This is a genomic window from Flavobacterium cheniae, assembly GCF_004363695.1.
GTDB lineage: Bacteria > Bacteroidota > Bacteroidia > Flavobacteriales > Flavobacteriaceae > Flavobacterium > Flavobacterium cheniae.
Genome location: NZ_SNZC01000001.1, coordinates 589,940 through 614,094 on the forward strand (window position 1 = coordinate 589,940; position 24,155 = coordinate 614,094).

At 32.3% G+C, this 24,155-nt stretch carries 22 protein-coding genes and 1 tRNA gene; 9 read left to right on the forward strand and 14 right to left on the reverse strand.

From position 1 onward, the window contains the following. Positions 1 to 13: 13 nt before the first annotated feature. Entirely contained in the window at positions 14 to 580 is a 567-nt protein-coding gene (locus tag C8D80_RS02800) for a YceI family protein (protein WP_133607143.1), read from the forward strand. A gap of 70 nt (positions 581 to 650) precedes the next feature. On the opposite strand, the gene C8D80_RS02805 is transcribed toward C8D80_RS02800, so the two are convergent. The 5 genes from C8D80_RS02805 to C8D80_RS02825 all read right to left on the reverse strand — a co-directional run bounded on the left by C8D80_RS02805 (position 651) and on the right by C8D80_RS02825 (position 3,780). After that, positions 651 to 1,190 carry a hypothetical protein gene (locus tag C8D80_RS02805; protein ID WP_133607145.1) on the reverse strand — a complete coding sequence of 180 codons (540 nt, stop codon included), beginning with the start codon at positions 1,188 to 1,190 and terminating at the stop codon, positions 651 to 653. A gap of 112 nt (positions 1,191 to 1,302) precedes the next feature. Continuing rightward, positions 1,303 to 1,378: transfer RNA gene (locus C8D80_RS02810), tRNA-His, on the reverse strand. 74 nt (positions 1,379 to 1,452) lie between these two features. Then, on the reverse strand, positions 1,453 to 2,169 hold the full coding sequence (gene bshB1 / locus C8D80_RS02815) for a bacillithiol biosynthesis deacetylase BshB1 (RefSeq protein ID WP_133607147.1): 717 nt from the start codon (positions 2,167 to 2,169) through the stop codon (positions 1,453 to 1,455). A 157-nt stretch (positions 2,170 to 2,326) separates the two neighbouring features. Further along, positions 2,327 to 3,355, reverse strand: coding sequence for an isochorismate synthase (locus tag C8D80_RS02820; protein ID WP_133607149.1), 1,029 nt, complete (start codon positions 3,353 to 3,355; stop codon positions 2,327 to 2,329). Beyond that, complete coding sequence (locus tag C8D80_RS02825; RefSeq protein ID WP_133607151.1) at positions 3,355 to 3,780, reverse strand: PaaI family thioesterase; 426 nt, start codon at positions 3,778 to 3,780, stop codon at positions 3,355 to 3,357. Before C8D80_RS02825 ends, C8D80_RS02820 begins: the two co-directional genes overlap by 1 nt. A gap of 134 nt (positions 3,781 to 3,914) precedes the next feature. Between C8D80_RS02825 and C8D80_RS02830 the strand changes: the two genes are divergently transcribed. The 3 genes from C8D80_RS02830 (at position 3,915) to purL (ending at position 9,954) form a co-directional block, all read left to right on the forward strand. Beyond that, a complete protein-coding gene (locus C8D80_RS02830) occupies positions 3,915 to 5,474 on the forward strand; it encodes a hypothetical protein (RefSeq protein WP_133607153.1) in 1,560 nt (519 codons plus the stop codon). A gap of 19 nt (positions 5,475 to 5,493) precedes the next feature. After that, complete coding sequence (locus tag C8D80_RS02835; protein ID WP_242004814.1) at positions 5,494 to 6,126, forward strand: DUF1579 domain-containing protein; 633 nt, start codon at positions 5,494 to 5,496, stop codon at positions 6,124 to 6,126. 162 nt (positions 6,127 to 6,288) lie between these two features. Next, a complete protein-coding gene (gene purL / locus C8D80_RS02840) occupies positions 6,289 to 9,954 on the forward strand; it encodes a phosphoribosylformylglycinamidine synthase (RefSeq protein ID WP_133607157.1) in 3,666 nt (1,221 codons plus the stop codon). Between the two features lie 84 nt (positions 9,955 to 10,038). Here the strand turns inward: purL and C8D80_RS02845 are convergent, their stop codons facing one another. The 9 genes from C8D80_RS02845 to C8D80_RS02885 form a co-directional block, all read right to left on the reverse strand. Then, positions 10,039 to 10,464, reverse strand: a complete 426-nt coding sequence (locus tag C8D80_RS02845; RefSeq protein ID WP_133607160.1) for a hypothetical protein — start codon at positions 10,462 to 10,464, stop codon at positions 10,039 to 10,041. Between the two features lie 5 nt (positions 10,465 to 10,469). Further along, a complete protein-coding gene (locus tag C8D80_RS02850; RefSeq protein ID WP_133607162.1) occupies positions 10,470 to 10,925 on the reverse strand; it encodes a hypothetical protein in 456 nt (151 codons plus the stop codon). Between the two features lie 155 nt (positions 10,926 to 11,080). After that, a complete protein-coding gene (locus C8D80_RS02855; protein WP_133607164.1) occupies positions 11,081 to 11,395 on the reverse strand; it encodes a YtxH domain-containing protein in 315 nt (104 codons plus the stop codon). Between the two features lie 19 nt (positions 11,396 to 11,414). Further along, on the reverse strand, positions 11,415 to 12,056 hold the full coding sequence (locus tag C8D80_RS02860) for a porin family protein (protein WP_133607165.1): 642 nt from the start codon (positions 12,054 to 12,056) through the stop codon (positions 11,415 to 11,417). A gap of 131 nt (positions 12,057 to 12,187) precedes the next feature. After that, complete coding sequence (locus C8D80_RS02865; RefSeq protein ID WP_133607167.1) at positions 12,188 to 14,572, reverse strand: glycosyltransferase; 2,385 nt, start codon at positions 14,570 to 14,572, stop codon at positions 12,188 to 12,190. Further along, entirely contained in the window at positions 14,562 to 15,596 is a 1,035-nt protein-coding gene (locus tag C8D80_RS02870) for a glycoside hydrolase family 130 protein (RefSeq protein ID WP_133607169.1), read from the reverse strand. The genes C8D80_RS02865 and C8D80_RS02870 overlap by 11 nt, the downstream gene beginning before the upstream one ends. 122 nt (positions 15,597 to 15,718) lie before the next feature. Beyond that, positions 15,719 to 15,940 (reverse strand): hypothetical protein, encoded by a 222-nt coding sequence (locus C8D80_RS02875; protein ID WP_133607171.1) that lies wholly within the window; start codon positions 15,938 to 15,940, stop codon positions 15,719 to 15,721. A 117-nt stretch (positions 15,941 to 16,057) separates the two neighbouring features. Next, positions 16,058 to 16,630, reverse strand: coding sequence for a helix-turn-helix domain-containing protein (locus tag C8D80_RS02880; protein WP_133607173.1), 573 nt, complete (start codon positions 16,628 to 16,630; stop codon positions 16,058 to 16,060). Between the two features lie 44 nt (positions 16,631 to 16,674). Further along, positions 16,675 to 17,028 carry a cupin domain-containing protein gene (locus C8D80_RS02885; RefSeq protein ID WP_133607175.1) on the reverse strand — a complete coding sequence of 118 codons (354 nt, stop codon included), beginning with the start codon at positions 17,026 to 17,028 and terminating at the stop codon, positions 16,675 to 16,677. Positions 17,029 to 17,228: 200 nt separating this feature from the next. Between C8D80_RS02885 and C8D80_RS02890 the strand changes: the two genes are divergently transcribed. From C8D80_RS02890 to C8D80_RS02910, 5 genes are all read left to right on the forward strand, one after another. Beyond that, entirely contained in the window at positions 17,229 to 18,083 is an 855-nt protein-coding gene (locus C8D80_RS02890) for an EamA family transporter (protein WP_133607177.1), read from the forward strand. Between the two features lie 124 nt (positions 18,084 to 18,207). Then, entirely contained in the window at positions 18,208 to 19,977 is a 1,770-nt protein-coding gene (locus C8D80_RS02895) for an AMP-dependent synthetase/ligase (protein WP_133607179.1), read from the forward strand. 126 nt (positions 19,978 to 20,103) lie between these two features. Then, a complete protein-coding gene (locus C8D80_RS02900) occupies positions 20,104 to 20,544 on the forward strand; it encodes a MarR family winged helix-turn-helix transcriptional regulator (RefSeq protein WP_133607181.1) in 441 nt (146 codons plus the stop codon). Positions 20,545 to 20,562: 18 nt separating this feature from the next. Beyond that, a complete protein-coding gene (locus C8D80_RS02905) occupies positions 20,563 to 22,953 on the forward strand; it encodes a 3-hydroxyacyl-CoA dehydrogenase/enoyl-CoA hydratase family protein (RefSeq protein WP_133607183.1) in 2,391 nt (796 codons plus the stop codon). Between the two features lie 3 nt (positions 22,954 to 22,956). Further along, a complete protein-coding gene (locus C8D80_RS02910; protein ID WP_133607185.1) occupies positions 22,957 to 24,141 on the forward strand; it encodes an acetyl-CoA C-acyltransferase in 1,185 nt (394 codons plus the stop codon). Positions 24,142 to 24,155: the final 14 nt, after the last annotated feature.

The window sequence follows — 24,155 nt, forward strand, 5'->3', positions numbered from 1 at the left end:
ACAATTTTAAAACATGAAAAATTTCAAATCAATCGCTTTAGCTCTTGTAGCATTAGTAACTTTTACAGCTACAGCACAAAAATCAAAAAAAGTAGACGCTTCAAAAAGTACTATCAACTGGGTTGGTAAAAAAGTAACAGGTGCTCACGAAGGTACAATCACTTTAAAAGAAGGTGCTTTAATTTTCAAAGGAAAAAAATTAGTAGGTGGAAACTTTACAGTTGACATGACTACAATTAATACAACTGATTTATCAGGAAAAGGAAAAACAAACTTAGATGGTCACTTAAAATCAGATGATTTCTTTGGTGTTGAGAATTTCCCAACAGCAACTTTAGTTATCAAATCTCTTGGTGAAAAAGGAAACGGTGTTTACGCTGTAACTGCTGATTTAACAATCAAAGGAAAAACAGAATCTATTAAATTTGACTTAACTGTAGGGAAAAATACAGCTGAAACTTCTTTAAAAATCGATAGAACAAAATACGGTATCCAATATGGTTCTGGAAGCTTCTTTGATAACTTAGGAGACAAAACTATCAGTGACGAATTCGAATTAAAAGTAAAATTAGTATTCTAATTGAACTGGGAAACTTTGCTATGAAAAACAAAAAGCCTTGAAGAAATTCAGGGCTTTTTTGTGTTTATGTCTAGTCAAGGAATTTCACATTAAACATACCTGTTTTATATACTACTTTTAAAGTATCTCCATTTTTTAATTCATAAAGAGAAGGATGTTTTTTTACAATTCTTAATGAATCAATTTTATCCAATTGATCGGGAGAAGTTATAAACTCTTCTCTATTTTCATAAATATGAAATATTTTGTTGGTATTATCACTCACAACATGGTAAGTTTTTATTTGGCTTTCTAAATTGAATTTTGAATTTAAAAACAAAAGAAAATTATCTGTTATACTTTTGAATAAAAATCCAAATAACGCAGCCATAAGTAGAATAGAAAATACATAAACCTTATTAATAATCTTTTTTCTGAATCCATAAACAAGAAAAAAGACAATAACAACAAAAGGTATTAGAAGTGAAAATTTCCACGATATATCTTTGAAATTACGAATATCATTATCAAAATATATTTCCCTTATATAGGGTCTCAATAAAAATATATCTGTACATAAGATTGCAATAAAGACTGAATAAGCAAATATTCTATATTTTGAAATTTTCATTTTAGCATTTATATTCCTTCAAAAATAATAAATCGTTTTAAATAAAAATACTGTAAACCGTAAAAAGAAAATAAAAAAAGCCCTGAATTACTTCAGGGCTTTCCAATGTTAAGGGTGAAAGACGGGTCTCGAACCCGCGACCTTCGGAACCACAATCCGACGCTCTAACCAACTGAGCTACAATCACCATTTGTTTTGCGAGTGCAAATATAGGGGTTTACTTCTATCTTGCAAAGATTTTTTTTACTTTTTTACGACTATTTTATTTCAAATCGCCTAAGCTATTGACTGCCAAATATCTTTCGGTTGTAAAACCTTCTGCATATTCTACTCCAACGAGTCTTCCAAGGTCTTGAGCACGATATTTTACACTATCTAAAAAGTTTTTTGAAGTAATTGGTGAAACCGGTTCTTTTGAATTTGGATCATAAAATTGCGAACCATAAGCCAACACCGATTCCATTTTTTTACCGATAAATTCCGAAATATCTACCACAAAATCAGGTTCGATGTTTTGCCATTGGATGTAATGATACACCACTTTTGGTCGCCACGCTTCTTGCGCTTCTCCATTCAATTCCGTTTTAATTTGTCGCAAACCTGATAAAAAACAAGCATCACTAACTAATTTACTTCCTTTTCCGTGGTCGATGTGTCTGTCAGTAATCGCATTGCATAACACGATTTCAGGTTGGTATTTGCGAATCATTTCTATTACTTTAATTTGATGCGCTTCATCGTTTACAAAAAAGCCATCTCGCATATCCAAATTTCTTCGCACCGTTACCCCTAAAATTTCAGAAGCCTTAGCTGATTCCTCATTACGAATAGCCACAGAACCACGCGTACCAAGTTCACCACGAGTTAAATCGATAATCCCGACTTTCTTTCCAAGGCTAACTTCTTTGGCAATCGTACCACTACAACCTAATTCTACATCGTCTGGATGAGCTCCAAAAGCTAATATGTCTAATTTCATTTTTAAACTTTTATATTTTTTTAAACACATAGAATCATAGATTTTCTTTGTGTTTATTTTAGTCGTTTCACTCTACATAGTATACATAGCATCACTATGATAACTATTTAAAATACAATGCCTTTCAATATTTTCTATGTGCCTATGTGTTTCAATTTCATTTTGAAACTAAAACATTCCGCATCGTCATCGATTTATTTTCGGTTTCAATGAATTCTTTTTCAGGATTACTGTCTTTTGTAATGCCACAACCTACGTAAATGTTCACAACATCATTTTCCACTTCTAAACAGCGTAAATTTACGAATAAATCGGTTTGATTGTCTTTATTGTATTCGCCTAAAAATCCAGCGTAAAATTTTCTATTGTAACCTTCATTTTTTAGAATAAAATCAATAGCATTTTCTTTGGGTAAACCACAAACTGCTGGAGTTGGATGTAACGTTTTTATTAAATCATTCGCCTGAAAATCAGCTGTTAATTCTCCCGAAATAGAAGATTTTAAGTGAGCTAAATTTCCAGCTTTAACTGTTTTAGCATCAGAAATAATAAGTTTAGTTACTTTATCTTTTACTTTAGCTACAATATAATCCGTTACAAATTGCTGTTCTTCAATTTCTTTGGTTGCCCAAATTACATTTTCCGAATACAATTGAGTACCAGCCAAAGCTACTGTTTCAAAGTGATTTTGATTGATTTTTACCAATTGCTCCGGCGTTGCTCCCATCCATAAACCAATATTTGGATGAAAAAACAAATAACGAAAAGCCGTTGCATAAGATGAAATCAAGTTCTGAAAGGTTTCTACAATTGAGATTTGTTCCTTCAGAATGATTTTACGAGACAAAACCACTTTCTGAAATTCATCCTTTTGAATTGCTGAAACTCCTTTGGAAACTAAATCTTCAAAAGCTTCTTTTTGATTCGTTTGAGTAGTGAAATTTTCAGATAATTTTTGCTCTAATTTTTCAATATTTCCTTGCGAAAACGAATTGCCTTCAAACGGAATTACTACTTGTTTTCCTTCATGAAAAGGCATAAAAACAAATCCGGCTTGATTAGAAAATTCAATCATTTCATCGTTTTGTTGCACGAGTAAATTCCAAACTATTTCATTTGGTTTTACATAACAAACAAATGGTTTTTGTTGTGATAAAAAAAATTGTATTTCTTCGAAAACTTGCATTATTGTCTTCTTGAAAGTACCATATTCGTCAATTTACAAAGCGAAATCAATTTTCCTTCTTCGTCTACAATTCTAATTTCCCACAAATGAATACTTGCACCTTTATGAATGATTTTTGCTGTTGCCGTAACCATTCCTTCGCGTTTACTTTTTAAATGATTTGCCGAAATTTCGATACCACGAACTTCTTGCTTTTCTGGATTTACAAACATTAATGAAGCGGCACTTCCCACACTTTCAGCTAACGCAACTGTTGCACCTCCATGTAATAATCCCATAGGTTGATGCACTCTCGGATTAACAGGCATTGTAGCGGTTAGGAAATCTTCACCTGCATCGGTGTAGACAATATCTAAGGTATTCATTAAAGTATTTTTGCTCCAATCATTACACAATTGCAACATTTTTTCTCTATCAAACATCATAACTTTATTTTTTGTAAAATTAAGCATTCCGAAGAGAATAATTCAACTGATTTAACGTTTTAGTAAGTAATTTAAGCACATTTAGTTTTTATAGATTTAAAATTAATAATTACATTTACCAAAATTAACTATACATGCGTCGTTTATTACTTTTATTACTGATAGGATTTGCTGTTTCATTAACTTCATGTCGAAACGATTTTGATTTTGAATCAAGAACTGGTGGTTTGGAATTTTCTAAAGACACCGTTTATTTAGATACTGTTTTTACTGACATTGGTTCAAGTACTTATACATTAAAAGTGTACAACCGAAGTGATAAAAACATTTCAATTCCATCACTTAGATTAAAAGAAGGAACAGCATCAAAATACCGTTTAATGGTAGATGGAATGGCAGGTCAAGTATTTGAAAATGTAGAAATCTTAGCAAAAGATAGTATGTACATTTTTGTTTCTGTTACAGCAGAAGTAGCCGATGCGAATCCTACTGATTTTTTATATACCGATAAAATTTTATTTGGTGAAGAATCAAATCCAAATCACCAAAAAGTGGAATTGGTTACTCTAATTCAAGATGCTTATTTTATTTATCCTGGAAGAGTTCAAAATCCAGATGAATCCTATACTTATGATGAACTAAACTTAGGAGTTGATGGTGACGGAAATCCTATTACGATTCGTGGTCGATTTTTGGAAGAAACGAATCCAATCAATGGAAACGAATTGCATTGGACGAATACCAAACCTTATGTCATTTATGGTTATGCGGCCGTTCCTTCAAACAAAACACTTGTTGTAGATGCTGGAGCAAGAATTCACTTTCATGCAGAATCAGGATTAATTGTTGCTAATAATGCTTCGATTCATGTGAATGGAACAAATTCAACAACGGCTGCCTTAGAAAACGAAGTCATCTTTGAAGGTGATCGTTTAGAACCTGATTTTGCTGAAGTCCCTGGACAATGGGGAACGATTTGGCTAACACAAGGTAGTACAAACAATCAAATTAAAAATTTAACGATAAAAAATGCTACTGTTGGGCTTTTAGTTACTGGAAACGATGGTACTCCTACTCCTACTTTAGATATTGAAAATACTCAAATTTATAATTGTGCTAATGTTGGGCTTTTAGCTCGAACTGGAAACATTGAAGGAAGAAACATGGTTATTAATAATTGTGGTCAAGCTTCGTTTGCAGGAAGTTTTGGAGGAAGTTATGAATTTACACATTGTACGTTTGCTAATTATTGGCCAAGTCCAACACATACAGCAGTTTTATTAGATGATTTTGATGGAAATGCGATTTATGCACTTACCAAAGCGAATTTCAAAAATTGTATTATTCATTCTTCAAGTAATCTAGCTATTAACCTGAAAAAAGAAGGAACAACTTTTGTCTACAATTTTGACCATTGCTTAATCAAATTTGCCGATTTTAGTAATCAATTTACGAATAATCCTTTGTATGCCTTTTCTAATGCTACGCTTTATGATACTTGTTTAATTGCTACGAATTCTACAATTAATAATCCGGATTTTAAAGATGCTAGAAATAATGAATTAATTATTGGTGAAGATTCTGCAGCAAGAGGAAATGCTGACAACACCTACTCTAGTTTTAATGATATTTTGAATAATCCAAGAACTAATCCATCCGATATGGGTGCTTATAATTGGACCACTTTTGACTAACCAATTAAATTATACAATTATGAAAAATCTCTCTTTATCTCTTTTAATTATTGGTTTAACATTCGTTTCTTTTAAAAAAGAAGAAGCGCAACAACCAGCCGAAACAACAACTAAAGAAGAAGTTACTACCGAAACTAAACCCGATTCTGCTACAGTTGCTAAAGCTTGGGCGGATTATGCTACACCATCAAAGGCACATGAAATGTTGGCTAAAGATAGTGGAACTTGGGATGCCGAATTAACATTCTGGTCACCCGATAATCCACAAGAAATGAAATCTACTGCTATCGTAACCTACAAAATGATTATGGGTGGTAAATACCAAGAAGGAACTTATTCTGGAGATATGTTTGGAATGCCATTTGAAGGAAAAGGAACAGTTGCTTTTGATAATGCAACTCAAGAATTTGTATCAACTTGGATTGACAATATGGGAACTGGAATGATGGTTACTCGTGGAAAATATGATGAAGCTACAAAAACATCTACTTTTCATGGCGAAATGGTAGACCCAGTAATTAAAAAGGCTAAAAAAGTAAAAGAAGTTATTACCTATATTGACGATAACAACCAAAAAATGGAAATGTTTGATATTTTGGAAGATGGCAAAGAATTCAAATCGATGCAAGTAGTTTCGAAACGCAAAATATAGTTTTCAACAAATAAATACAAAGCTGTTCAAAAAAGAACAGCTTTTTTTGTTTTTATGCAGTCTTAAAACTTTGAACTTCTAACTTTTTAGAATAAATTTGCACTTTCAACAACAACACAAACATACAGATAAGGTAAACTTGTCTTTAAAAACAAAACTACAATGATTCATTTCTTCGGAAACCAATCCAACACCGTATTTGCGGTTCAAACGCAAAACGAATTATCGACTGAAGACATCAACAAATTAAATTGGCTTTTTGGCAACGCACATAAAATAGAAAAATCCGTATTGTCGGATTTTTTTGTTGGACCACGTGCCGCAATGGTTACGCCTTGGAGTACAAACGCTGTAGAAATTACCCAAAACATGGGGATTTCGGGTATCATTCGTATCGAGGAATTTGAAAAAGTAGCTGCCGATTTTAACGATTTCGACCCAATGCTTTCGCAAAAGTATTCGGAATTAAATCAAGAAATTTATACGATTAATATCCAACCTGAACCTATTTTGGATATTGAAGATATTGACGCTTACAATAAATCAGAAGGTTTAGCTTTGAGTCCAGAAGAAGTAGAATATCTAGATAATCTTTCAAGTAAATTAGGAAGAAAGTTAACCGATTCAGAAATTTTTGCTTTCTCACAAGCGAATTCAGAACACTGTCGTCACAAAATTTTTAACGGAACATTTGTGATTGATGGCGAAGAAAAACCAACATCTTTATTCAAATTAATCAAGAAAACATCCGAAACAAATCCAAACGATATTGTTTCGGCATATAAAGATAACGTAGCTTTTGTAAAAGGTCCGAAAGTAACGCAATTTGCTCCAAAAAGTGCAGACAAGCCAGACTTCTACCAAGAAAAGGAATTTGATTCAGTACTTTCTTTAAAAGCAGAAACACACAACTTCCCTACAACAGTTGAGCCTTTCAACGGAGCTGCAACAGGTTCAGGAGGAGAAATTCGTGACCGTTTGGCTGGAGGACAAGGTTCTTTACCATTAGCAGGAACTGCAGTTTACATGACTTCTTATTCTCGTTTAGCAGAAGAACGTCCTTGGGAAAATGGAATGTACGAAAGACCTTGGTTGTACCAAACACCAATGGATATTTTAATTAAAGCTTCAAACGGAGCATCTGATTTTGGAAATAAATTTGGACAACCTTTAATTACAGGTTCTATTTTAACTTTCGAACATGAAGAAAACAATCGTAAAATTGGTTACGATAAAGTAATCATGCAAGCGGGTGGAATTGGTTACGGAAAATTAGATCAAGCGATTAAAAAGAAACCTACGGCTGGCGATAAAATCGTTATTTTAGGTGGAGAAAATTATAGAATTGGAATGGGTGGTGCTGCAGTTTCTTCTGCAGATACTGGTGCTTTTGGTTCAGGAATTGAATTAAATGCCATCCAACGTTCTAATCCAGAAATGCAAAAACGTGCTGCCAACGCCATTCGTGGTTTGGTAGAAAGTGATAACAATCCGATTGTTTCCATTCACGATCATGGTGCGGGTGGACATTTGAACTGTCTTTCTGAATTAGTAGAAGAAACTGGAGGATTAATCGATTTAGATAAATTACCGGTTGGTGACCCAACGCTTTCGGCTAAAGAAATCATCGGAAACGAATCGCAAGAAAGAATGGGATTAGTTATTGGTGAAAAAGACATCGAAACATTACAAAGAATTGCTGACAGAGAGCGTTCTCCAATGTATCAAGTTGGTGACGTAACTAACGACCATAGATTTACTTTCGAATCAAAATCTACAGGGTTAAAACCAATGGATTATGCGTTGGAAGATTTCTTCGGAAGTTCGCCAAAAACGATTATGACGGATAAAACCGTTGCAACAAATTACTCAGATTTAGCATATAATAAAGAAAATATAGGAAGCTACTTAAGTCAAGTTTTACAATTAGAAGCGGTAGCTTGTAAAGATTGGTTAACTAATAAAGTAGACCGTTGTGTAGGCGGACGCGTTGCAAAACAGCAATGTGTTGGTCCATTACAATTACCACTGAACAATGTTGGTGTAATGGCATTGGATTTCAAAGGAAAAGAGGGAATTGCTACATCGATTGGACACTCACCTATTTCAGCTTTAGTAAATCCAGTTGCGGGTTCACGAACTGCGATTGGTGAAGCTTTATCAAATTTAGTTTGGGCTCCGTTAAAAGAAGGAATGAAATCGGTTTCATTATCAGCTAACTGGATGTGGGCTTGTAAAAATGAAGGAGAAGATGCTCGTTTATATGAAGCAGTAAAAGGTTGTTCGGATTTTGCTATTGAATTGGGAATCAATATTCCAACAGGAAAAGATTCGCTTTCGATGAAACAAAAATACCCGAATGATGAAGTAATTGCACCAGGTACAGTTATTATTTCAGCTGCTGGAAATTGTTCGAACATTACAAAAGTAGTTGAGCCTGTTTTACAAAGAAATGGCGGAAACATTTACTATATCAACTTATCTCAAGATTCGTTTAAATTAGGTGGAAGTTCATTTGCTCAGGTATTGAATAAAATTGGAAATGATGTTCCAACGATTCAAAACTCGGAATTCTTCAAAAAAGCGTTCAACGTTTTACAAGATTTAATTAAAGATAGAAAAATTAAAGCTGGACACGATATTGGAAGTGGTGGTTTAATCACAACTTTATTAGAAATGTGTTTTGCAGATGATAAATTAGGTGCGCTAATCGACTTGACTTCTTTAGGAGAAAAAGATACGGTTAAAGCCTTATTTAATGAAAATATCGGAGTTGTTTTCCAAGCAAATGCTGAAGTGGAAGCAACTTTTGCCCAACATAATATTGAGATTTTTAAAATTGGTTCGGCTATCGATGGCGATGCGTTTACCGTTATTAATGGTGAAGATAGTTTAACATTTAGTGTTTCAACTTTAAGAGATACTTGGTTTAAAACATCATTCCTATTAGATTCAAAACAATCTAAAAATGGAATGGCACAAGAACGTTTTGACAATTACAAAAATCAAAAATTACAATTTACTTTCCCATCGCATTTTAATGGTAAATTACCTTTAATTGATGGGTCAAAACCAAGACCAAAAGCAGCAATCATTCGTGAAAAAGGAAGTAATTCAGAACGCGAAATGGCAAATGCTATGTTCTTAGCTGGATTTGATGTAAAAGATGTTCACATGACCGATTTAATTTCGGGAAGAGAAACATTGGAAGATATTCAATTCATTGGAGCTGTTGGAGGATTTTCAAATTCTGATGTTTTAGGTTCAGCTAAAGGTTGGGCTGGAGCGTTTTTATACAACGAAAAAGCAAATACGGCTTTGAAAAACTTCTACAAACGCGAAGACACACTTTCAGTTGGAATTTGTAATGGTTGTCAATTATTAATGGAATTAGAATTGATAAATCCAGAGCACGAAGTTCATGGAAAAATGCATCACAACACTTCGAACAAACACGAAAGTGGTTTTACTTCGGTAACAGTTCAAAAGAATAATTCAGTGATGTTATCTACTTTAGAAGGAACGACTTTAGGAGTTTGGATTTCACATGGAGAAGGAAAATTCAAGTTACCTTATTCAGAAGAGAAATATAACATTGTAGCTAAATATGGGTACGAAAGTTATCCGGCGAATCCAAATGGTTCTGATTTCAATACGGCTATGATGTGCGATGTTACAGGAAGACATTTGGTAATGATGCCACACATTGAGCGTTCAACTTTCCCTTGGAACTGGGCACATTATCCAGAAAGAGGTCAAAAAGACGAAGTTTCACCTTGGTTAGAAGCTTTTGTGAATGCTAGAAAATGGATAGAAAACAAAAAATAATAACAGAAAAGCTCTCATACACTGAGAGCTTTTTTTATACAAAAAAACTGCCCGAAGGCAGTTTTCCAAAATTAACCCCAAAAACTAAAACTTATCTGTTTCTAAAACAACATAATTACTTGGATATTGTGTACTTGCATCATCTTCAGCTGTGATGAAAATTCGTTTTGGTTTTGATGAAGAAACACTTTCAAACTTTACATGAAGTCTTGAAGTTCCTACAATTTGACCAATATTTAACGGAATTTGATTTTGCTCTGAAGATAACCAAACCACATAATGTTTCTTAGGCGGTTGCAATCTTTCAGGTTCTGCTAGGTACGAAACCTCTAACTTAATGTTATAATTGTCATTTTTATCTTTTTTAACCGAAACATCACCTCTTGCTGCTGGAACCACATTTGAATTTTCAAATTCAATTTTTTTTGAACAAGATGAAAATGTTTGAGATAATACAAAACAGGATACAAAAAAAAATACTATTTTAATTGTTGTATTATTTGTTTTCATACTCTTTATTTTTTCTTGTTTCGGTCTGCCATTTCAGAAATAGATTTCCCTAAATCATCTAATTCATTATTGAAATCTACTTTAAACAATTCCCATTTTTGAGCAGGACCTTGTTCATAATTTTCAATTTTCAGTCTTAAATCGGTATTTCTTTTTTCTAATTTATTGATTTCAACTTCATCAATATCTCTTTCTACTTTTCCTTTCGAAGTGATTTTTAATTTTAAATCATCAATTACTTTCTGATTTTCAACTAATTTCAATTGAATACTCTCTTTAAAAGTATTGAAATCGCTAATCGAATCGTATTCTGCTTGATTCAAATCAGCTTCCGCATCAATTAAATCTTGAGTAGCTTCTTTTACGTCTTCCTCTTTAGCAGTTGGCGAATTATTGCAACTCGTCATAAAAAGTCCGATTATACTTGTCGTAAGAATCGTTTTTAAAATATATGTTTTCATTTTATTTTGATGTTTTATAAAACCATGATTTCTTTTTTCATCTATGCTAAAATTTTCATTTTAGCAATCATAAATGGTATCGTCTTTATTACTTAAGCTCGCTTCTGCAAACTCGTTCAAATGATGATTTAAAAATGAAACCATGGTCTATATTATTATTTCTTATTCATTTGATGATCTGAACCACTGTGAAGCAATTCATTTGCTTTGTCTTTAAAAGAAGTTCCCGCTTTACTGATTTTGTCTTCTAAAAGATGTTCAAAACTCATTGCTTTATCTTTTAAATACTGACCGTCTTCGCTAATTTCTTGTTTAAACTTACTAGCAGTATTTTTTACACTATTGGCAATATTTTTTCTTGTCTTTTTCCCTTTATGAGGTGCAAACAATACGCCAACTGTGGCTCCAATAAGTGCTCCAACTAACAAACTACCAACAACTAATTTCCCTTTATTATTTAAATTTTCCATTTGTATTATATTTTAAAAATTAAAATCTGTAACCTACTGTAGCTTGATACCACATGTTTTTGTAACGTGGTGTTGTTGAAGTTCCGTCACCGTTGTTATTTTTTAAATCCCAACCACCTCTAACACCAAAGACTAGATTTTTAATATTCAAATCAACTCCACCAATTAGAGAAAAAGTGTTTTTACGGATGTTGTCATTTGAAAATTCTTCCTCTTGTGTTGAACTCAATGATCCGCCTGTAAATTCATCTTTTTGCTTTAACAAATACGAATATTGTGGTCCGAATAAAAGCGTAACGTATTCAACTGGTTTAATGGCTAAAAACAAAGGAATATCAATATAATCTGTTGTTCTTGTAGTTTCATAATCTGTTCCTAAAAACGTTCCTGAAGATTTAAATCCTTTTTGAGAAAATAAAACTTCGGGTTGTACTCCAATAAATTTTCCTAATGGAATGGATACAAAAACACCACCTGCTAAACCAAGTTTTCCATCTGCAACAAAATCTTCGCCTTCAGAATCATACACATTGGAATAGTTTACTCCTGCTTTTACTCCAAAAAACAATTTATCTCGATTATCTGTTGTTGTTGACTCTTGAGCCATAGAATTGGTAACCGAAAGCGTAACTAATGCGATCATTATGATTGCTTTTTTCATTTTTTTTAATTTAAGTTATATGCGTATTATTACTAGATTTAGTAAAGATTTATTTCCTTACTATCTATAGAACAAAGGTGCAATACAATAAAGCATGATGTGTTACACATTATATTTATAAGTTACATGATTCACTTATTTTGAAAAACTTCTTCATAAAATTCCATTTCCTTTATCGAATTTGAGGTTTTTTCCATGGCTAACCTTGAAAGTAAATAACTAATGGTAGATTCTGCTCCTTGATTTAGATTCACATGATGTTGTTCTAAGCCATCATAACAACCACCTGTTTTAGGATTGTAGATGATTTGATGCAAATGATTTTTTCCTAAAAACCAATCAAAAGCAATTTTCATTTTGTTTTTATAGGATTCATCTTCATACACTTGATAAAAAGTTTGCAATGCTAATATCGTATACGCTACATCGATAGGCTGTTCTCCATATTGATTGACCGTTTTTCCTTTGTGGTACCAACCTTGATTTGAAATCACTTTAATTTGGTCATCTTTGAAAGTAAGAGAAAGTAAAAAGTCAAACGATGTTTTTGCAATGTTTTTGTACAATTCGCTTCCAGTGCTTAAACCTGCGTATAACAAGGCTTCAGGTAGAATACTATTGGCATAAGTAAGATAATCTTCAAACCATTTCCATTTTTTATCTGAAATTCCACGGTATTTTGAAACTAAATTATCCGCTAACGAAGTAATTAAATGATTAATCCTTGGGCTTTCTTTTTCCAAATTATAAAAATACAATCCTTTTATGGCGAAAGAAATTGCTCTTGGAGAATGAAATTTTAAAATATTTTTCAATGATTTTTCAATGGCAAATTTTGCTTTTCTAATCATGTTTTTATCTAATATTTCATTAAATGAAATAAATTCGCCCAGTGCCCAAATGGCTCTACCGTTAGCATCTTCTAAATTTTCATTAGAATTATTTGCAGTAAAATTGCCTTCTTTATCTACATAATTTAAAAAGCTTCCATCTTCTTGTTGGCAAAATAGAATGAACTTTAAATAGGTTTTTATTAATTCTAAATCTTCTTCTGAATTGGTTAATTGATAATGTTTCGTCACCGCAATTAATGCTCTTGCATTATCATCTAATGTATAACCCGATTCGATACTTGGTTTTGAAATAGCCGAAAACTGAATTAATCCATTTATAGTCGTCATTCTCTTGATATGGTTTAATGAAATTTTCGGCATTTCATACTGCAACACAATTTTATGTTTTTTACTATTGCTTTTTACTAATTCGATGTGTGCTATGGCTGAATTTTGCCAAGAAGTTGGGCTAATTTTATGCAACGCATTCAAGCGCATTTCTCTCAATAATTTTGGATTATAAAGTAATTCAATGGTTTTTTCAGCAAGTTGATTGGCATCTTGAAAATCATAATTGAATCCGGCTCCGTCTAAAAATTCTTTAGCATGCGGAATTGGTGTTGCAATTACTGGACAGCCACAAGCCATAGCATACGCTAATGTGCCACTAACCGCTTGATTTGGATCTTTTGAAGTGAAGAGATATATTTTTGTGCGTTGTAAATAATCCATTAATTCGTCTAAAGACAAATACTTATTTATAAATCGAACATTATTTTCTAAATGCAAGTTTTGCACTTTTTCGTAAAGAAAATTGCGGTATTTTTCACCTTCTTTTTTTACTACTTCAGGATGTGTTTTCCCAATGATTAGATAAATTACATTTGGAAATTTTTCTATAATTTGAGGTAAAGCGTCTAATGCTGTTTCTATACTTTTTCCTTCATTCAGTAAACCAAAAGTAGTGAGCACTACTCTATCGCTAAATTGATTTTTTGTTTTATGTTGCAAATTATCAAACGAAGCTACCAAATGAGTTCCATGAGAAATTACTGAAATTTTTCGTTCAGCAATACCATAATTTGTCATCAGAATGGTTTTCGAAATATCAGTCATCACAACTAAAGAATCAGAATAATCGGCAATTTTACGAACTACTTCTTTTAACTTATCATCTGGATTTGGTAAAACGGTATGAAATGTTGTAGTAATAGGTCGTTTTAAATGCTTCATGAATTTTAGTAAAAAATTACCATAAACTCCTCCAAAAAGACCAAATTCGTGTTGTAAAAATACCATTGCAATGTTTTTATCCGCATTGATTTTTATTGCTAACTCTGAAAAATTTGATTCAGCATCCGAATTTAATTTGTATTTAACTTCTTCTGGATAATTGTAATTTTCACCTGTTGTTTCTAGGGCGCAAACTTTTAATGAAAAAGTAGTTCCAAATTTTTCTTGCACAGCATTTTTTAAATCTTGTGTATAGGTCGCTATTCCACATTCTCTTGGTGGATAAGAAGTTATAAAAACGATTTCAGGAAGCTGTTTTTCTACTACTGGAATTAGTTCGTATTTAGAATTCGTAATGAATTTCATTAAATGACTTTCATTCAAATTATTTTTGGCTTCATTATAAACGAGTAATGAATTATTAAAAATTGGAAAAAAATTAGCTCTCATGTTGTGTTGGATTTTGTAAAAGTTCTTTTAATAATGCTTTTATACTCATAGATGCGCAAGCAATACATTTGTCAGCGGCACCATAATAGATATAAAGCGTATCTTCAAATATTGCAGTTCCTGTGGGAAACACCACATTGGAAACCACACCGTTTTTTTCATAATCGAGTTCTGGTACAAATAAAGGATCAACTAATCTTGCAAGTACTTTTGTAGGATTATCGATGTCTAATAAAGCAGCGGCGGCAGAATAAATATAGCCTTCTGAAGTATCAAAAACGCCATGATAAATAAGTAGCCAACCTAATTCGGTTTCTATTGGAGGACAACCACCACCTATAAAACCTGATTCGTGGTTAGTTCCTTTTGGATCAAGAATAATATGTTCATTAAAATGTAGAAAGTATTCGCTCCAAAATTCTTTAGTTAATTCCTCTAAATTATTGATTAAAACCAATTGAATTCCAGGACGAATTCGATGTAAAAAGGCAAGTTTTCCGTTTATTTTTCTTGGAAAAAACATTACATCTTTATCCCAAAGAAAAATTTCTTCATCATGCTTAAAATGACGCACATGACGAAAATATTTAGCGTTTACCAAATTATTACATTCGGCTAACCTTTTAAATTCATCAAATGTGAATTTTGGAACAATAATTCCGTGTCTTTCAAAAGTTAGCAGATCAGTTGATGTTACTAAGGCTCCTAAGGCATTGATTCCGTTATAAGCGGTATATGTTATGTAATAAACTCCATCGATTTTTACAATTCTGGCATCTTCAACACCTTTTGATTCTTCATCCAAAAAAGGTATAATTAGTGGTGTATTATTTCTTTGAATCAGTTTTATTGGACCTTCAAATTTGGCATATCCAATAGTTGAATAGTTACCACTTCTTACTGCTCGATATAGCATATGAACAGTATTTCCTTCTTGCATAATGGCAGGATTTAAAACACTATCATTTTCAAACGAGAGTTTTGTTTTTTTTAGAAGGATTCCTTCTTTTTTGATTTGTATCATTTTGAGTCGTAGTTAGATGAAAAAAAAGCGTAGATGATAATTCACCTACGCCTTTTATTGGCTATTATGTGTATTCATAGCATTTTTAAGATGCTAAGTTGCCCACAAAAGAAAGTCAATTATTATGTTGTAGGTTGCCCTTTTTTGATAATATTAATTACTTCCTCTCGTTTTTTGTGCAAGCGTGCCTCTACTCGTTCAAGTAAATCATCTTCTCTACCACTTTCGAATTTTAAATCAGAATCAGTTAATTGGGGAAATTTGTCTTTTAAATTATCTGCTTGTCTTTTCCAATCGCCAGAAATTTTAAAAACTTCTGTTCCTTTGTTTGCTTTTGATTCCATTTTAATTGTGTTTAAATGTTATAATCTTATAAAACAAAGGTTATTCATTTGAAACTAAAATGTATTACAGCATTAAAAAGAAAACTTGCATAAATCACACATTTTCATGTATTTAAACTAAACATCTTCTAAATTTTCTCTTAGTTTAGATTTTCTTTTCTTTTTTAATTGTTTAAAATAGGATGGAGATAATCCTGTAACTTTTTTAAATTGACCAGATAAATGTGCAACACTACTGTAGTTTAATAAATAAGCTATTTCAGATAAATTCAATTCATCATATAAAAGCAATTCTTTAACACGTTCAATTTTATGATTAATAATAAATTGTTGAATCGTAATTCCTTTTACTTCTGAAAATATGTTAGATAAATAAGTGTAATCTTGATGTAGTTTTTCGCTGATGTAATCTGAATAATTTACTTTTGGAAATTCATCTGTATAATGAACCATTTCGATAATTACATCTTTAATTTTTTCAATAAGAATAGCTTTTTTGTCGTCTAATAATTCAAGACCCGACATGGCCAAATTTGATTTCAGTAAATCAAATTGTTCAGGAGTTATATCTTCTAAAATTTCAACAACTCCCAAATCAACGATAACGTGATGCAACCCTATTTTCTTTAGTTCTTCTTTAACCATCATTTTGCAACGAAGACTAACCATATATTTAATATAGAGTATCATTTTGTTTTGGTTTTTATGAGCAAATTAGTTTTTGCTCTGCTTATTTAATCTTCATAACCACTTTTAATTACGGTTGATATCATTTTAAATTGTTCATTAGCATTAAAGTGGTGTGTGGAATGTGCAGGAATAACCATACCATCTCCTAGTTTTAATTTGAATTTTTTCTTATCAACAGTAATTTCTGCTACACCATCAATAATTTGAATATACGTATCAAATGGCGATCTTTTTTCGTCTAACTCTTCTCCTGCATCAAAGGAAGAAGCCGTAACATTTCCAGTTACTTTTTTTATAATTGTTTTACTTACCACTGCATTTGGTATGTATTCAATTAGTTCAACAACAATGTGAATTTTTCCTTTTTCAACTTCAACAACTTCGCTTGGCTTTTTCATTTTTTTGGCTGAATTGCTTTATAACTTTAAACTCAAATTACAACTCTATTCAAAGGTGGTTAAATATTTGGCATAATCATTACAAAATCTTATTTATTATTTACATAAATCACATTTTATACTGAAAAACAGTAATGGTTTAGCTTATTCAAACCACTTTATTCTCTATAATTTTACTAATATTGCAAAAAATAAAAACTATGTGGTTTGTCATTTTAAGTGTAATTTGTAGTGTTTCAGTTGGGATATTTTTAAAAGTAGCCAAACGATTTCAATTGAATGTATTTCAAATCATCACTTTTAATTATTTTTCGGCTTTACTACTCACCTATTTTACTTACCAACCTAATTTAGCTATTGAACAAAAATCGGTTCCGTATTCGCTTTTTATAAGTTTAGCATTTTTATTGCCTATTGTATTTTTTATTCAAGCAAAATCTATCAAACTTACTGGAATAGTAAAAACGGATATTGCGCAACGACTTTCTTTATTTATTCCGCTAATTGCATCTTACTATCTTTTTAATGAAATTTTCAGTTCGCTCAAAATAATTGGGTTTGTTGTGGGATTTTCAGCCATCTTTTTTACATTAAATAAAAAATCAGAAAGTAAATCAAATAATTGGGTTTATCCTCTATTAGTTTTATTGGGATTTGGAATTATTGATATTTTATTTAAAAAAGTAGCTGTTTTTAAAGCGTTTAGTTTTACCACTTCTTTATTTTTAATTTTCTGTGGTGCTTTTATAGTTTCAATTTTATTTTTAATTGGAAAAATAATTGTCCAAAAAGAAAAACTCGAAATGAAAAATGTACTTTGGGGATTGGCATTAGGAATTTTAAATTTCGGAAACATTCTCTTCTATCTAAAAGCGCATAAAGCTTTAGCAGAAAATCCTTCAACTGTTTTTGCTGGTATGAATATGGGAGTTATCATTCTAGGAAGTTTAGCTGGAATACTTCTGTTTAAAGAAAAAATGACCAAATGGAACTACTTCGGAATCATTTTGGCAATTATTTCAATAATTATCATCACACTTTCACAATTAAAGTAAAAATTAGTAGGCAAGCATAGTATTTTATTTTTGTTAAAATTCTAATTACAAGATTATCAATAATTTAAAAAATTGTATAATTAATTTAATTTTTATAATTTGCATAAAATAATAATTGCGAATTATGAACAATATCACACGCTTATTTGACTTTCCTTACTTTCAATTAGAAAAGTATAATTTAAAAGATGCTTTAGTTACAAAATATGACGGTCAGTGGATCAAAACTTCCACTCAGGAATATTTAGATAAAGCCAACGCCCTTTCTAGAGGTTTACTTCGATTAGGCGTAAATAAAAATGATAAAATTGCTATCATTTCATCTAACAATAGAACCGAATGGCACATTACAGATATTGGAGTTTTACAAACAGGAGCACAAACAGTTCCCATGTATCCAACAATTTCAGCCGAAGATTATGAATATATCTTAAATCACTCTGAATCAAAATATGTTTTTGTTTCTGATGACGAAGTGTATGAAAAGTTAAAAAGCATCAAAGCTAATGTTCCTACATTAAAAGAAGTGTATTCTTTTAATGATATTTCAGGATGCAAAAGTTGGAAAGAAATCTTAGAATTAGGTGCTGATAAAGAAAATCAAGATGTTGTAGAAGATAGAAAAAATAATGTCTCAACTACCGATTTAGCAACTATCATCTATACATCGGGAACTACAGGAAGACCAAAAGGAGTTATGTTAACACATCAAAATATTGTTTCAGATGTATTAATGAGTGCGCCAAGAGTTCCATTAAGAGCTGGAGATACTAGAGCTTTAAGTTTCTTACCGATTTGTCATATTTTCGAAAGAATGTTGACGTATTTATACCAATATTATGGTATCTCTATTTACTTCGCTGAAAGTATTGAGAAGATTTCTGATAACTTAAAAGAGGTAAAACCACATGTTATGTCGGTTGTTCCTCGTTTATTAGAAAAAGTTTACGATAAAATTTATGCTAAAGGAGCAGATTTAACAGGAATCAAAAAAGCACTTTTCTTTTGGGCTTTAGATTTAGGTATGGACTATAAACCTTATAAACAAAACGGAGCTTTCTACGAATTCAAATTAAAAATTGCACGTAAATTAATTTTCTCTAAATGGCAAGAAGGTTTAGGTGGTGAATTAGAATTATTAGTTTCAGGAAGTGCTGCGTTACAAAGTAGATTAACAAAAGTTTTTTGTGCTGCTAATATTCCAGTTATGGAAGGTTATGGTTTAACAGAAACTTCTCCTGTGATCTCAGTAAACGATATGAGAAACGGTGGTTTCAGAGTAGGATCTGTTGGAAAAGTATTAGACGGAGTTGAAGTTAAAATTGCAGAAGACGGTGAAATCTTATGTAAAGGTCCAAACGTTATGATGGGATATTACAAAGACGAAACACAAACTGCTGAGGTTTTAAAAGATGGCTACTTCCATACAGGTGATATCGGTGAAATTGATTCAGATGGTTTCCTAAAAATTACCGATCGTAAAAAAGAAATGTTCAAAACTTCAGGTGGAAAATACGTAGCACCTCAAATTTTAGAGAATACTTTCAAGCAATCTCGTTTCATTGAGCAAATCATGGTTATTGGTGATGGCGAAAAAATGCCAGCAGCTTTCATTCAACCTAATTTTGAATTTGTTAGAGAATGGGCAACAAGACATAATCTTAATTTCAATACCAATGAAGAATTATGTGCTAATAAAATGGTAGTCGACAGAATTCAGGAAGAAATTGATCAATGCAATGAGAAATTTGGAAATTGGGAAAAAGTAAAACGTTTTGAACTTACTCCAGATGTTTGGTCAATCGTTGATGGGCACCTTACTCCAACCATGAAATTAAAACGTAAAATCATTAAAGAAAAATACAACAATTTATATCAAAAAATTTACGGATAGAAACGCTAAAACCCACATTTCGTGGGTTTTGCTATTTTAAAATGTTAAATTTTGTAAAAAATGTTAAAAATACTATGCACGCATAGTATTTTTTTTTATATTTGAAAAAGTTTAGATAGTAATTCTATGAAAGATAAAACAATAGACTATATACTTAGAGCAACTTGGCAAGCAGTTGCCAGGATGTACAACGAAGAAGCAGCAAAATACAGTGCTACAATGGCTACTGGATTTGCTCTTTTAAGTATTGATAGAGAAAATGGTTCACCATCAACAACTCTAGGTCCAAAAATGGGTATGGAAGCCACAAGCTTAACCAGAACTCTAAAATCGATGGAAGAACGAGGATTAATTACTCGTAAAAAAAATCCAACTGATGGTCGTGGCGTAATTATTCAATTAACTAAAGAAGGAAAAGAAAAAAGAGAACTTTCAAAAGAAACCGTACTTCGTTTTAATGAAACCGTAAAGCAACATATTAGTGAAGAAAAATTACAACACTTTATGGAAGTTGCCGAAATCATAAACGAATTAATTGCAGACAAAAAAATCTATAACGACAAATAAAACAACAAACCTATAAACATGAAACGTAATATTAAAAAAGTTGCTGTTATTGGTTCCGGAATTATGGGAAGTGGTATCGCTTGCCATTTTGCTAATATTGGTGTAGAAGTCTTATTATTAGACATCGCTCCAAACGAACTAACCGAAGCAGAACAGAAAAAAGGATTGACTTTAGAGAGCAAAGCCGTTAGAAACCGATTAGTTAATGATCATTTAGCTAACGCATTAAAATCGAAGCCTTCTCCTATTTATCATCCAAGTTTTGCTTCAAGAATCACTACTGGAAACACCACAGATGATATGTCAAAAATTGCAACTGCAGATTGGATTATCGAAGTTGTAGTAGAACGTTTAGACATCAAAAAAATTGTTTTTGAACAAGTTGACAAATATAGAAAACCAGGAACTTTAGTTACTTCAAATACGTCTGGTATTCCAATTCAGTTCATGAGCGAAGGAAGAAGCGACGATTTTCAACAACATTTCTGTGGAACGCACTTTTTCAATCCAGCACGTTACTTAAAATTATTTGAAATCATTCCTGGTCCAAAAACCTCTAATGAAGTTTTAGATTTCTTGAATGGTTATGGTGAAAAATTCTTAGGAAAAACTTCAGTTGTTGCTAAAGATACTCCAGCTTTTATTGGAAATAGAATTGGAATCTTCGGAATCCAAAGTTTATTCCACCAAGTAAAAGAAATGGGATTAACGGTTGAAGAAGTTGATAAATTAACTGGACCAGTCATTGGTCGACCAAAATCAGCTACTTTTAGAACGGTTGATGTTGTAGGTTTAGATACTTTGGTTCATGTGGCTAACGGAATTTATGAAAATTGTCCAAACGACGAAGCGCATGAATTATTCAAACTTCCAGAATTTGTTAACAAAATGATGGAAAACAAATGGTTAGGAAGCAAAACGGGACAAGGTTTCTACAAAAAAGAAGGAAAAGACATTCTAACTTTAGATTTAGATACATTAGAATACAGAGCGAATAAAAAAGCATCTTTCGCAACTTTAGAATTAACTAAAACGATTGAAAAACCAATCGATAGATTCAAAGTTTTAGTTACTGGAAAAGACAAAGCAGGCGATTTCTACAGAAAAAACTTTGCTTCGATGTTCCAATATTGTTCAAACAGAATTCCTGAAATCACAGACGCTTTCTACAAAATCGACGATGCTATGAAAGCTGGTTTCGGTTGGGAAAACGGCCCATTCGAAATTTGGGATGCCATCGGAATTGAAAAAGGAATCGAATTAATGAAAGCGGAAGGTTACCAACCTGCTTCTTGGGTTACAGATATGTTAGCTTCAGGAAACACTTCTTTCTATTCGATTAAAGATGGAGCAACACACTTCTACTCTATCACAAACAAAAAGGTAGAAAAAATTCCAGGTCAAGATGCCTTCATTATCTTAAATAACATTCGCGAAAGCAAAAAAATATGGAACAACAGCGATTCAATCATTACCGATTTAGGTGATGGAATCATCAACTTAGAATTTACCTCTAAAATGAATTCTATTGGCGCTGGTGTTTTACAAGGAATCAATAAAGCTATTGACATTGCTGAAAAAGATTACAATGGTTTAGTAATTGGAAATCAAGGCGCAAATTTCTCTGTTGGAGCTAATTTAGGAATGATTTTCATGATGGCTGTGGAACAAGAATATGACGAATTAAACATGGCTATCAAAATGTTCCAAGACACGATGATGCGTTGTCGTTATTCAGCAATTCCAGTTATTGCAGCTCCTCACGGAATGACTCTTGGTGGTGGTTGCGAATTAACCATGCACGCTGATAGAGCTGTTGCCGCAGCAGAAACGTACATCGGATTAGTAGAATTTGGTGTTGGAGTAATTCCTGGCGGTGGTGGTTCTAAAGAAATGGCTTTGAGAGCTTCTGATTTATTCCGTAAAAATGATGTAGAATTAAACGTTTTACAAGAATATTTCTTAACTGTTGGTATGGCAAAAGTAGCTACTTCAGCTTACGAAGGTTTTGATACGGGAGTTTTACAAAAAGGAAGAGATATTGTTGTCGTGAACAAAGACCGCCAAATCGCAACAGCTAAACAAGTGGCTTTACAAATGGCAGAACAAGGTTATACACAACCTGTAAGAAGAAAAGATATTAAAGTATTAGGAAAACAAGCATTGGGAATGTTCTTAGTTGGAACTGACCAAATGGAAGCTGGTAAATACATTTCTGAACACGATAAGAAAATTGCAAACAAACTAGCTTATGTAATGGCTGGTGGTGATTTATCAGAAGCAACTTTAGTTTCTGAACAATATTTATTGGATTTAGAAAGAGAAGCATTTTTATCATTAACTGGAGAAAGAAAATCTTTAGAAAGAATTCAGTACATGTTAACCAAAGGGAAACCGTTAAGAAACTAAAAGATGAAAACAGCATATATAGTAAAAGCATATAGAACAGCAGTAGGAAAAGCACCAAAAGGAGTTTTTCGCTTTAAAAGACCTGACGAATTAGCAGCAGAAACCATCGAACACATGATGAAAGAGCTTCCTAATTTTGATAAAACTCGTATTGATGATGTTATGGTAGGAAATGCCATGCCTGAAGCAGAACAAGGTTTAAACGTTGGTAGATTAATTTCATTAATGGGATTAAAAGTAGAAGATGTTCCAGGTGTTACAGTAAATAGATATTGTGCATCAGGTATTGAAACTATCGGAATGGCAACGGCAAAAATTCAGTCAGGAATGGCAGATTGTATCATTGCTGGTGGTGCCGAAAGTATGAGTTATATTCCAATGGGAGGCTACAAACCAACACCAGATTATAAAGCTGCAGCTGCAGGTCACGAAGATTATTATTGGGGAATGGGATTAACTGCTGAGGCGGTTGCAAAACAATTCAACGTTTCTCGTGAAGATCAAGATGAGTTTGCATATCAATCACATATGAAGGCTTTAAAAGCACAAGCAGAAGGTAAATTTGATGCTCAAATAGTTCCTATTACAGTAGAAGAAACTTTTATCAATGAAAATGGTAAAAAAGAAACGCGTTCTTATGTTGTTAACAAAGACGAAGGACCAAGAGCAGGAACTTCTGTTGCGGCATTAGCAGGTTTAAGACCCGTATTTGCTGCTGACGGAAGTGTAACAGCAGGAAACTCATCTCAAATGAGTGATGGAGCAGCTTTCGTATTAGTTATGAGCGAAGAAATGGTAAAAGAATTAAATCTTGAACCTATTGCTCGATTAGTAAACTTTGCTTCAGCAGGTGTAGAACCAAGAATCATGGGAATCGGTCCGGTGAAAGCAATTCCAAAAGCATTAAAACAAGCAGGTTTAAAACAATCTGATATTGATTTAATTGAATTAAACGAAGCGTTTGCTTCTCAATCGTTAGCGGTTGTTAGAGAATTAGGTTTAAATCCTGATATCGTAAACGTAAATGGTGGAGCTATCGCTTTAGGCCACCCACTAGGTTGTACTGGTGCAAAACTTTCTGTTCAATTGTTTGACGAAATGCGATTAAGAGGAAGTAAATATGGAATCGTTTCTATGTGTGTGGGAACAGGACAAGGAACAGCAGGAATTTTTGAATTTTTAAAATAAAACTATAAAACTTA

What these genes read in the sequence shown, in the direction of transcription:
- C8D80_RS02800 (WP_133607143.1), top strand. Translation starts at nt 14, where the DNA reads ATGAAAAATTTCAAATCAATCGCTTTAGCTCTTGTAGCATTAGTAACT.
- C8D80_RS02805 (WP_133607145.1), bottom strand. Translation starts at nt 1,190, where the DNA reads ATGAAAATTTCAAAATATAGAATATTTGCTTATTCAGTCTTTATTGCA.
- bshB1 (WP_133607147.1), bottom strand. Translation starts at nt 2,169, where the DNA reads ATGAAATTAGACATATTAGCTTTTGGAGCTCATCCAGACGATGTAGAA.
- C8D80_RS02820 (WP_133607149.1), bottom strand. Translation starts at nt 3,355, where the DNA reads ATGCAAGTTTTCGAAGAAATACAATTTTTTTTATCACAACAAAAACCA.
- C8D80_RS02825 (WP_133607151.1), bottom strand. Translation starts at nt 3,780, where the DNA reads ATGATGTTTGATAGAGAAAAAATGTTGCAATTGTGTAATGATTGGAGC.
- C8D80_RS02830 (WP_133607153.1), top strand. Translation starts at nt 3,915, where the DNA reads ATGCGTCGTTTATTACTTTTATTACTGATAGGATTTGCTGTTTCATTA.
- C8D80_RS02835 (WP_242004814.1), top strand. Translation starts at nt 5,494, where the DNA reads ATGAAAAATCTCTCTTTATCTCTTTTAATTATTGGTTTAACATTCGTT.
- purL (WP_133607157.1), top strand. Translation starts at nt 6,289, where the DNA reads ATGATTCATTTCTTCGGAAACCAATCCAACACCGTATTTGCGGTTCAA.
- C8D80_RS02845 (WP_133607160.1), bottom strand. Translation starts at nt 10,464, where the DNA reads ATGAAAACAAATAATACAACAATTAAAATAGTATTTTTTTTTGTATCC.
- C8D80_RS02850 (WP_133607162.1), bottom strand. Translation starts at nt 10,925, where the DNA reads ATGAAAACATATATTTTAAAAACGATTCTTACGACAAGTATAATCGGA.
- C8D80_RS02855 (WP_133607164.1), bottom strand. Translation starts at nt 11,395, where the DNA reads ATGGAAAATTTAAATAATAAAGGGAAATTAGTTGTTGGTAGTTTGTTA.
- C8D80_RS02860 (WP_133607165.1), bottom strand. Translation starts at nt 12,056, where the DNA reads ATGAAAAAAGCAATCATAATGATCGCATTAGTTACGCTTTCGGTTACC.
- C8D80_RS02865 (WP_133607167.1), bottom strand. Translation starts at nt 14,572, where the DNA reads ATGAGAGCTAATTTTTTTCCAATTTTTAATAATTCATTACTCGTTTAT.
- C8D80_RS02870 (WP_133607169.1), bottom strand. Translation starts at nt 15,596, where the DNA reads ATGATACAAATCAAAAAAGAAGGAATCCTTCTAAAAAAAACAAAACTC.
- C8D80_RS02875 (WP_133607171.1), bottom strand. Translation starts at nt 15,940, where the DNA reads ATGGAATCAAAAGCAAACAAAGGAACAGAAGTTTTTAAAATTTCTGGC.
- C8D80_RS02880 (WP_133607173.1), bottom strand. Translation starts at nt 16,630, where the DNA reads ATGATACTCTATATTAAATATATGGTTAGTCTTCGTTGCAAAATGATG.
- C8D80_RS02885 (WP_133607175.1), bottom strand. Translation starts at nt 17,028, where the DNA reads ATGAAAAAGCCAAGCGAAGTTGTTGAAGTTGAAAAAGGAAAAATTCAC.
- C8D80_RS02890 (WP_133607177.1), top strand. Translation starts at nt 17,229, where the DNA reads ATGTGGTTTGTCATTTTAAGTGTAATTTGTAGTGTTTCAGTTGGGATA.
- C8D80_RS02895 (WP_133607179.1), top strand. Translation starts at nt 18,208, where the DNA reads ATGAACAATATCACACGCTTATTTGACTTTCCTTACTTTCAATTAGAA.
- C8D80_RS02900 (WP_133607181.1), top strand. Translation starts at nt 20,104, where the DNA reads ATGAAAGATAAAACAATAGACTATATACTTAGAGCAACTTGGCAAGCA.
- C8D80_RS02905 (WP_133607183.1), top strand. Translation starts at nt 20,563, where the DNA reads ATGAAACGTAATATTAAAAAAGTTGCTGTTATTGGTTCCGGAATTATG.
- C8D80_RS02910 (WP_133607185.1), top strand. Translation starts at nt 22,957, where the DNA reads ATGAAAACAGCATATATAGTAAAAGCATATAGAACAGCAGTAGGAAAA.